The organism is uncultured Cardiobacterium sp. (genome assembly GCF_938028185.1).
Taxonomy (GTDB): Bacteria; Pseudomonadota; Gammaproteobacteria; order Cardiobacteriales; family Cardiobacteriaceae; genus Cardiobacterium.
This window is the reverse complement of the sequence record NZ_CALJAH010000358.1, coordinates 1-8,448: the sequence shown is the minus strand read 5'-3', so window position 1 is coordinate 8,448 and position 8,448 is coordinate 1. Positions and strand designations below refer to the sequence as shown.

Below are 8,448 nucleotides of genomic sequence, written 5' to 3'. Positions count from 1 at the left end.
TGTCGGCTACGCCGCCACACACCCTACGTACGGAACCGCCCGCTGCGGGTTTCGCCCTGCGGAGGAGGGAGGTCTAAATTGTAAACAGCGCCTAGTTATCCAGCGCGGCGGCGGCGCCGGTCAGGCCGGGGTTTTTGGCGGTGACGAGCCAGACGGGGACAGCGCCAAGGTAGGCGGTGAAGCGGCCTTTGTCGGTGAAGCGCGTGTTGAACGGGCTTTCATTGATGAGGTAGTCGGCGATGCGCGGCAGGATGCCGCCGCAGAGGTACACGCCGCCACGCGCGCCCAGGGTCAGGACGAGGTCGGCGGCAACACTTGCCAGAAAGGAGGTGAAGTGATCCAGTACCGCCCGTGCGCGCGCTTCGCCCGCCAGTGCAGCGGCGGTGATGGCGGCGGGACTGCGGTTTTCTTCGCGGTCGGCGAGGGCGTTGTTGATGAGGGTCAGTCCGGCGCCGTTAATCAGGCGTTCGGCGGAGATGTGGCCGTGCCGCGCACGCGCGTATTGCCAGATGGCGAGCTCAGCGTCGTCGCGCGGGGCGAAGCTGACGTGGCCGCCTTCGCTGGCGAGCGCTATCCAGCCGCCGTGGCCGTCCGGGATGAGGGCGGAGACGCCGAGGCCGGTACCGGGGCCGATGACGGCAATCGGGGTATTGGCGACGGCATTGCCGCTGCGCACGATGCGTTTTTCGCTGTCGGCGAGGCGGGGGATGGCAAGCGCTTGCGCGGTGAAGTCGTTGATGACGCGCAGTTTTTCGAGGTGCAGTTCGCGTTGTAGCGCGCTGATGGTGAAGCTCCAGTGGTGGTTGGTCATCTGGATGTGGTCGCCGGTAATGGGGTTGGCGATGGCGATGGCGGCTTGCGCGACTGTCTCGTTTTGGCGGTGCAGGTAGGCGCGGATGGCGTCTTGCAGGGTGGGGTAGTCGGCGGTGGCCAGGGTTTGGATGGTGTGGATGCCGCTGTCGTCGTAGAGGGCGAAGCGGGCGTTGGTGCCGCCGATGTCGGCGAGCAGGCTGCGGGTTGTCATGGTTGTCTCCGGGTTAGCGGGTTGGGTTTTGGGTAATTTTTCCGTCATTTTTGTGTGGCGTTGTGTATAATCGGCGCCTCTAATTTATTATATGTACCTGAAATGTTTGCCGCTTCTCTTGAAGCGGCTTTTTTTATGTGCAGCGGGCGGCGATGACGGCGCGCAATGCGGCGGCGCATTGGCGCAACTGCGCCGTCTCAATCCATTCGTCGGCCTGGTGTGCCTGGCGGATGCTGCCGGGACCGCAGATGAGGGTGGGGAAACCTGCCTGTTGGTAGGCGCCCGCTTCGGTGGCGTAGGCGACGTGTTGTTTATTGGCGCCGGGCAGGTGGGCGGCGAGCAGCGTCAGCCAGTCGGTGTTGTCGCGGTCTTGCAGGGCGGCGACGGTGGCGGTGGTCGGTACGGTATCAATGCTCAGGCCGGGGTAGCGGGTTTCCAGCGCACGGGCGGCGGCGTCGATGCGGGCGCGGATGGTGTCGTAGTTATCGCCGGGCAGGTGGCGGATTTCCCAGTCTATTTGGCAACGGTCGGCGATGATGTTCACTGCCGTGCCGCCCGCGATTTTGCCGACGTGCAGGGTGCTGTGCGGCACGTCAAAGTGTGGGTCGAGGCGGCCTTCGGCTTGCAGTTCGCGCATGGTGTTTTCGATGGCGGCGACAAGGTGCGCGGCGGCGTGAATGGCGGATGCGCCCTGGTGGCCGATTTGGCTGCTGTGCGCGGCCTGGCCGTGCAGGGTGCTGCGCAGGTTGGTGATGCCTTTGTGCGCGACTACCGGCTGCATCAGCGTCGGTTCGCCGACCCAGACCCAGGCGTCGCCCGCGCCGTGTTGTTGCAAGGCTGCGGCGAGGCGGGGCGCAGAGCAGCAGCCGATTTCTTCGTCGGTGCTGATGGCGAGCCAGAGCGGCGCGCGCAGCGGCGGCAGTTGGGCGATGGCGGCGAGCGCACAGGCGAAGAAGCCTTTCATGTCGCAGACGCCACGCCCGTAGTAGCGGCTGCCTTCTGCGCGCAGGGTGAAGGGGTCGCCCGTCCACGGTTGTCCGGCGACGGGGACGACGTCAAGGTGTCCGGCGAGGACGATGCCACCCGTGCCGTCGCCAATGCGGATGAGCAGCGCCTCGTTGCAGTTATCCGTTTTGGGCAGGCGTTGGCAATGGCTGGCGTGGGGCGCGAGTTGGGCGGTTGTCCAGTCGAGCAGCGCGCCCATGTCGCTGCCGGATATGCTGGGGAAGGCGACGAGTTGTGCCAGTGTGTCGTGGATGGGGTTCATGGGGTTCATGCGCCTTGAGCGCCCTGTTTGAAAACTTTATCATGCCGCTTTTTCAACGAATTGTCAGCAAAACCATGAGCGATCCCCTTCCTTTCAAAGGCCGCAGTGTCAGCGTCACCGCCGTCCTGCTGCAAGATGCCGATACGGCGCAGATTGATGTTGCCCTGAGCGAGAAAATCGCGCAGGTGCCGCCCGATTTTTTTACGACGCAACCGCTGGTCGCCGATTTTTCCGCGCTGGAAGGGTTCAAGCCGGATACCAAATGGCTGAAAACGCTGAAACGGATTTTTGAACGGCACAAGCTCGGTCTGGTTGGCGTCTGCGGCGCGCCGGTGGAACGCAGCGCGCTCATCGCCGCCGGACTGGCGGAAGTGCGCACCAGCGTCGAGGCAAAAAAGGTTGAGAAAAGCGAAGAACCCGCGCCGCCACCACCGCCCCCCGCGCCCAAACTGGCGCCAACCCGGGTCATTCGCCACAACATCCGCTCCGGCCAGCGCGTTATCGCCGCCAACAGCGACCTGATTATCGTCGGCACGGTCAGCTCCGGCGCGGAAATCTACGCCGACGGCAACATTACCGTGCATGGCATTCTTCGCGGTCGCGCCTTCGCCGGGGGACAGCACAACCTCGCCGCCCATATTTATTGTCACGAACTGGACGCCGAACTCGTCTCCATCGCCGGTTTCTATCAGGACAAGGAACAACTGCAAGCCAATCCCGTGCGCAAAAATGTCTTCATCAGCCTCAATCCTGATGAAAGTATGCAAATCGTGTCGGTATAGCACATCACCGCTATAATGCCCGGCCACAAATCCTCAAGAGATAAAAAACATGAGTAGAGTCATCGTAGTAACCTCAGGCAAAGGCGGAGTAGGGAAGACCACGACCAGCGCCAGCATCGCCTGCGGCTTCGCCCTCAAGGGCTTCAAAACCTGCGTCATCGACTTCGATGTCGGCCTGCGCAACCTCGACCTCATCATGGGCGTCGAGCGTCGCGTCGTGTATGACTTCGTCAACGTCATCAACGGCGAAGCCAACCTGCATCAGGCACTCATCAAGGACAAGCGCGTCGAAAACCTCTATACCCTCGCCGCCTCGCAAACCCGCGACAAGGACGCGCTCACCAAAGAAGGCGTCGGCAAAGTCATCGACGACCTCAAAACGATGGAATTTGACTACATCATCTGCGACAGCCCCGCCGGGATTGAGCAGGGGGCGCTGATGGCGCTCTACTACGCCGACGACGCCATCATCACCACCAACCCCGAAGTCTCCTCGGTGCGCGACTCCGACCGCATCCTCGGCATCCTCGCCAGCAAATCGCGTCGCGCCGAGCGGGGTGAAGACCCCGTCACCGAGCATCTCGTCATCACCCGCTACAACCCGGAACGGGTGCAACAGCAGGAAATGCTCTCGGTGGAAGACATCATCGAAATCCTCTCCATCAAACTGCTCGGCGTCATTCCCGAATCCGAAACCGTGCTTACCGCCTCCAACCAGGGCGAACCGGTCATCCTCCTGCCCGACAGCCAGGCAGGACAGGCCTACTCCGACCTGGTCGAACGCTTCCTCGGCAAGGATCTGCCACACCGTTTCCTCGATGCCAAACGCAAAGGCATCTTTTCCAAACTCTTTGGAGGCTAAAGCATGAGCCTGTTCAACTTCTTCAAAAAAAACCGCCCCAACAACTCGGCGGCGATGGCGAAAGAGCGCCTACAAATTATTGTCGCCCACCGCCGCAGCCAAGGCAGCCAGCCGCAATTCCTCGAAACCATGAAGCAGGAAATCCTTGAAGTCGTGAAAAAATACTTCGCCATTGACCTGGCGGACATCAGCGCCGACATCTCGCGCAAGGGCGAAACCGAAATGCTCGAACTCAACATCAACCTGCACAGCAAAGAAAGCCCGGCGGAAGAAAGCGAAAACAGCGCAGAAACCGCAACATGAACGACACCGACAGCGTCCGCCTCGACCAATGGCTGTGGGCGGCGCGCTTCTACAAAACCCGCGCGCTGGCCAAGGCGGCGATTGAAAATGGCCAGGTCCTCGTCAACGAGCAGCGCGCCAAACCGGCACGCGCCCTGAAACACGGCGACCGGCTGCACATCGACAAACACGGCGAACAAATCTGGGACGTCCTCGTCGAACACTGCGCCGCCAAACGGGTCTCGGCGAGTATCGCGCAGACGTACTACAGCGAAACCGCCGACAGCATCGCCCGCCGCGCCGAGCTGCACGCGCAACAACAAGCCGCGCGCGACCTCGTCCACTACCCTGACCGCCGCCCGGACAAACGCGACCGTCGCCAAATCCGCGCCTTCCGCCACGGCGGCGAATGACCTTTCCCAATCCACCGGAGAACACCATGCAAAAAACCGCTCTCATCCTGCTCGGCTTTGCCGCAGCCCTCACTGCCTGCGACGACAACAAGCCGAAAACCGTGACCACACCCGAATCCAGCGCACGCCAGGACAACCCGATGCTCCAGTACCAGGACAAAACCGTCAACAAGGCGAAAAAAGAACTGGAAGCGGGCGTAGAACACACCCAACAACAACTGGATGCCGTGGACAAACAATAAGCGCAATTGCCGTACAGTAAGGCTTTGTACAGGCGGAAAACGCCGCGGCTATGCCATACTGCGCGCGCACAAAAGTGCTGACTCACAGGAGAAAACCATGAAAACCGTAATTGGCAAAACTGCCCTACTGCTCGCCCTCGGCGCATCCCTCGCCGCCTGTAATGGCCTGAACACCACCCAGCGCAACACCGCCATCGGTGCGGCAGTTGGTGGTGCGGCGGGCAGCATGATCGGTGGCGACACCGGTGCCATCCTTGGCGGCGCAGCCCTCGGCGGCGTGATTGGCAGCCAGGTACACTGAGACATCGCAGAACGCCATAAAAAAACCGCCCTTCGGGGCGGTTTTTTTATATGCGCGAACCGGGACGCCCGCCCGCCATCAGCGCCTTTCCTGTATCATAACCGCCTTCCCGCCCCGCCTGCGGGGCTTCCCGTTACCCACACAAAAGGACAAGACGATGAACATAGGCATCCCCAAAGAAACCCTCGCTGGCGAAACCCGCGTTGCCTGCACCCCCGCGACCGTTGCCCAACTGCAAAAACTCGGCTTTGCCGTGGTGGTTGAACGTGGCGCCGGACAGGGCGCAAGCCTTGCCGATGCCGCTTATGAGGCCGCAGGCGCAACCCTGGCCGATGCGGCTGCCGTCTGGCAATGCCCGCTGATTTACAAGGTAAACGCGCCGAACGCCGCCGAAATCGCCCGCCTCACCGCCGGACAAACCCTGGTCAGCTTCCTCTGGCCGGCGCAGAACCCGGAGCTGGTCAAAGAACTGGCCGCGAAAAAAGTGAACGTGCTGGCGATGGACATGGTGCCGCGCATCTCGCGCGCGCAGGCGCTGGACGCCTTGTCTTCGATGGCGAACATCAGCGGCTATCGCGCCGTCATTGAAGCGGCGAACGCCTTTGGCCGCTTCTTCACCGGGCAGATTACCGCCGCCGGCAAAGTCCCGCCCGCGCAAGTGCTCATCATCGGCGCAGGCGTCGCCGGACTGGCGGCGATTGGCACGGCGAACGCGCTCGGCGCCGTCGTCAAGGCGTTTGATACCCGCCTCGAAGTCGCCGAACAAATCGAATCGATGGGCGGCAAATTCCTCAAACTCGACTTCCCGCAAGAATCCGGCGGCAGCGGCGACGGCTACGCCAAAGTCATGAGCGAAGAATTTATCGCTGCCGAGATGAAACTCTTTGCCGAACAGGCGCGTGAGGTGGACATCATCATCACCACCGCCGCCATTCCCGGCAAACCCGCGCCGAAACTGATTACCGCCGAGATGGTCGCCAGCATGAAACCCGGCTCCGTCATCGTTGACCTGGCGGCGGCGACCGGCGGCAACTGCGAAGTGACCAAACCGGGCGAGCTGTTTATCACCGACAACGGCGTCAAAATCATCGGCTACACCGACATGGCGAACCGCCTCGCCGGGCAGTCCTCGCAACTCTACGCCACCAACCTCGTCAACCTCGCCAAACTGCTCTCGCCGAACAAGGACGGCGCAATCACCCTCGACTTCGACGACGTCATCATCCGCAACATGACCGTCACCCGCGACGGCGACATCACCTTCCCGCCGCCGCCGATACAAGTCTCCGCCGCGCCGCAGCAGACAAAACCCGCCGAAGTGGCCAAAGAAGCGCCGAAACCCGCGCCGCTGTGGAAACGCCTCGCGCCTGCCGCTATTGGTGCTGCGCTCATCCTCTGGGTTGGTGCGGTTGCGCCTGCCGCCTTCCTCAACCACTTCATCGTCTTCGTGCTGGCCTGCGTCATCGGCTACTACGTCGTCTGGAACGTCAGCCACTCGCTGCACACCCCGCTGATGTCGGTGACCAACGCCATCTCCGGCATCATCGTCGTTGGCGCACTGCTGCAAATCGGCCACGGCAACGGCTTCGTCTCCGCGCTCGCCTTCGTCGCGGTGCTCATCGCCAGCATCAACATCTTCGGCGGCTTCTACGTCACGCGGCGGATGCTCAATATGTTCCGAAAAGGCTGAACGCCGAACAACTGCGCGGACACCGCCGTCCGACAACAGATTCCCCCCTTAACCACAACAGAGAAACCCCATGAATCACGGACTCGTCACCGCCGCCTACATCGTCGCCGCCATCTTCTTCATCTTCTCGCTTGCGGGACTGTCGCGGCAGGAAAGCGCGAAAAACGGCAACCTCTACGGCATCATCGGCATGGCCATCGCCCTTGTCGCTACCCTCTACAGCGACAGCGCCGGACTGGGCTACATCATCCTTGCGATGGTGATTGGCGCAGCCTTCGGCATCCACAAGGCGCACAAAGTCGAAATGACGCAAATGCCCGAACTGATAGCACTCCTGCACAGCTTCGTCGGCCTCGCCGCAGTCCTCGTCGGCATCAGCAGCTACGCCGCCCCCGGCGACGTCGCCCCGGAAATGCACACCATCCACCTCGTTGAAGTCTTCGTCGGCGTCTTCATCGGCGCGGTAACCTTTACCGGCTCGCTCGTCGCCTTCGGCAAACTCAACGGCAAAATCAGCAGCAAACCGCTGCAACTGCCGGGCAAACACAAACTGAACCTCGCCGCCCTCGTCGCCTCGCTCATCCTGCTCGTCGTCTTCCTCAAAAGCAGCAACCCGCACGAAACCGTCGAAACCCTCTACCGCCTCGTAAACGGCAAACCCGAAGCGGCAATGGTCATCAGCAACGGCGCGAGCAGCGCCGCTGCCATCGCCGCGCTCACCCTGATGACGCTGATTGCGCTCGCCTTCGGCTGGCATTTGGTCGCCTCCATCGGCGGCGCGGATATGCCGGTGGTCGTCTCCATGCTCAACTCCTACTCCGGCTGGGCAGCCGCTGCGGCAGGCTTCATGCTCTCCAACGACCTGCTCATCGTCACCGGCGCGCTGGTCGGCAGTAGCGGTGCCATCCTCTCCTACATCATGTGCCGCGCGATGAACCGCTCCTTCATCTCCGTCATCGCCGGCGGCTTCGGCACGGACGGCAGCAGTGCGGGCGGCAGCGAAGAAGTCGGCGAATACCGCGAAGTGCAGCCAGCAGACGTCGCCGAAATGCTGAAAAACGCGCACAGCGTCATCATCACCCCCGGATACGGCATGGCGGTCGCGCAAGCGCAATACCCGGTCGCCGAAATCACCGAACTGTTGCGCAAACAGGGCGTGAACGTGCGCTTCGGCATCCACCCCGTCGCCGGACGCCTGCCCGGTCACATGAACGTGCTGCTCGCCGAGGCGAAAGTGCCGTACGACATCGTGCTGGAAATGGACGAAATCAACGAAGACTTCCCGGAAACCGACGTGGTGCTGGTCATCGGCGCGAACGACACCGTCAATCCCGCCGCACAAACCGACCCGCACTCACCCATCGCCGGAATGCCGGTGCTGGAAGTATGGAAAGCGGCGAACGTCGTCGTCTTCAAACGCTCGATGAACACCGGCTACGCGGGCGTGCAGAACCCGCTGTTTTTCAACGAAAACAGCGTAATGTGCTTCGGCGACGCCAAGGTGACCGTTGATGCCATCCTAGCCGCACTGCGCGGCTAGGAGCTGTTTACAATTCGGCAGATAAGCCCCTCCCTTGGGGTGAGG

10 protein-coding genes are annotated in these 8,448 nt (G+C 62.1%); 8 read left to right on the top strand and 2 right to left on the bottom strand.

The window, feature by feature from the left end; all coding sequences use genetic code 11:
• Positions 1-91: 91 nt before the first annotated feature.
• Together Q0349_RS10575 and argE are read right to left on the bottom strand one after the other, a co-directional pair.
• Entirely contained in the window at positions 92-1,024 is a 933-nt protein-coding gene (locus Q0349_RS10575) for a glucokinase (protein ID WP_298080899.1), read from the bottom strand.
• Positions 1,025-1,157: 133 nt separating this feature from the next.
• A complete protein-coding gene (argE, locus tag Q0349_RS10570; RefSeq protein WP_298080897.1) occupies positions 1,158-2,291 on the bottom strand; it encodes an acetylornithine deacetylase in 1,134 nt (377 codons plus the stop codon).
• 74 nt (positions 2,292-2,365) lie between these two features.
• On the opposite strand from argE, the gene minC reads away from it, so the two are divergent.
• The 8 genes from minC to Q0349_RS10530 all read left to right on the top strand — a co-directional run bounded on the left by minC (position 2,366) and on the right by Q0349_RS10530 (position 8,403).
• Positions 2,366-3,073: a septum site-determining protein MinC gene (minC, locus tag Q0349_RS10565; protein ID WP_298080896.1), complete on the top strand. Its 708-nt coding sequence runs from the start codon at positions 2,366-2,368 to the stop codon at positions 3,071-3,073.
• 49 nt (positions 3,074-3,122) lie between these two features.
• Positions 3,123-3,935 carry a septum site-determining protein MinD gene (minD, locus tag Q0349_RS10560; RefSeq protein WP_298080894.1) on the top strand — a complete coding sequence of 271 codons (813 nt, stop codon included), beginning with the start codon at positions 3,123-3,125 and terminating at the stop codon, positions 3,933-3,935.
• A gap of 3 nt (positions 3,936-3,938) precedes the next feature.
• Positions 3,939-4,238 (top strand): cell division topological specificity factor MinE, encoded by a 300-nt coding sequence (gene minE, locus Q0349_RS10555; protein WP_298080893.1) that lies wholly within the window; start codon positions 3,939-3,941, stop codon positions 4,236-4,238.
• The gene (locus Q0349_RS10550; protein ID WP_298080892.1) at positions 4,235-4,630 is read left to right on the top strand and encodes an RNA-binding S4 domain-containing protein; all 396 of its coding nucleotides are present in this window, start codon (positions 4,235-4,237) and stop codon (positions 4,628-4,630) included. The genes minE and Q0349_RS10550 overlap by 4 nt, the downstream gene beginning before the upstream one ends.
• 26 nt (positions 4,631-4,656) lie before the next feature.
• Entirely contained in the window at positions 4,657-4,872 is a 216-nt protein-coding gene (locus tag Q0349_RS10545; protein WP_298080891.1) for a hypothetical protein, read from the top strand.
• A gap of 97 nt (positions 4,873-4,969) precedes the next feature.
• Positions 4,970-5,173 (top strand): glycine zipper 2TM domain-containing protein, encoded by a 204-nt coding sequence (locus Q0349_RS10540; protein ID WP_298080890.1) that lies wholly within the window; start codon positions 4,970-4,972, stop codon positions 5,171-5,173.
• A gap of 157 nt (positions 5,174-5,330) precedes the next feature.
• On the top strand, positions 5,331-6,863 hold the full coding sequence (locus Q0349_RS10535) for a Re/Si-specific NAD(P)(+) transhydrogenase subunit alpha (RefSeq protein ID WP_298080889.1): 1,533 nt from the start codon (positions 5,331-5,333) through the stop codon (positions 6,861-6,863).
• Between the two features lie 70 nt (positions 6,864-6,933).
• On the top strand, positions 6,934-8,403 hold the full coding sequence (locus tag Q0349_RS10530; RefSeq protein ID WP_298080888.1) for an NAD(P)(+) transhydrogenase (Re/Si-specific) subunit beta: 1,470 nt from the start codon (positions 6,934-6,936) through the stop codon (positions 8,401-8,403).
• Positions 8,404-8,448 lie beyond the last annotated feature (45 nt).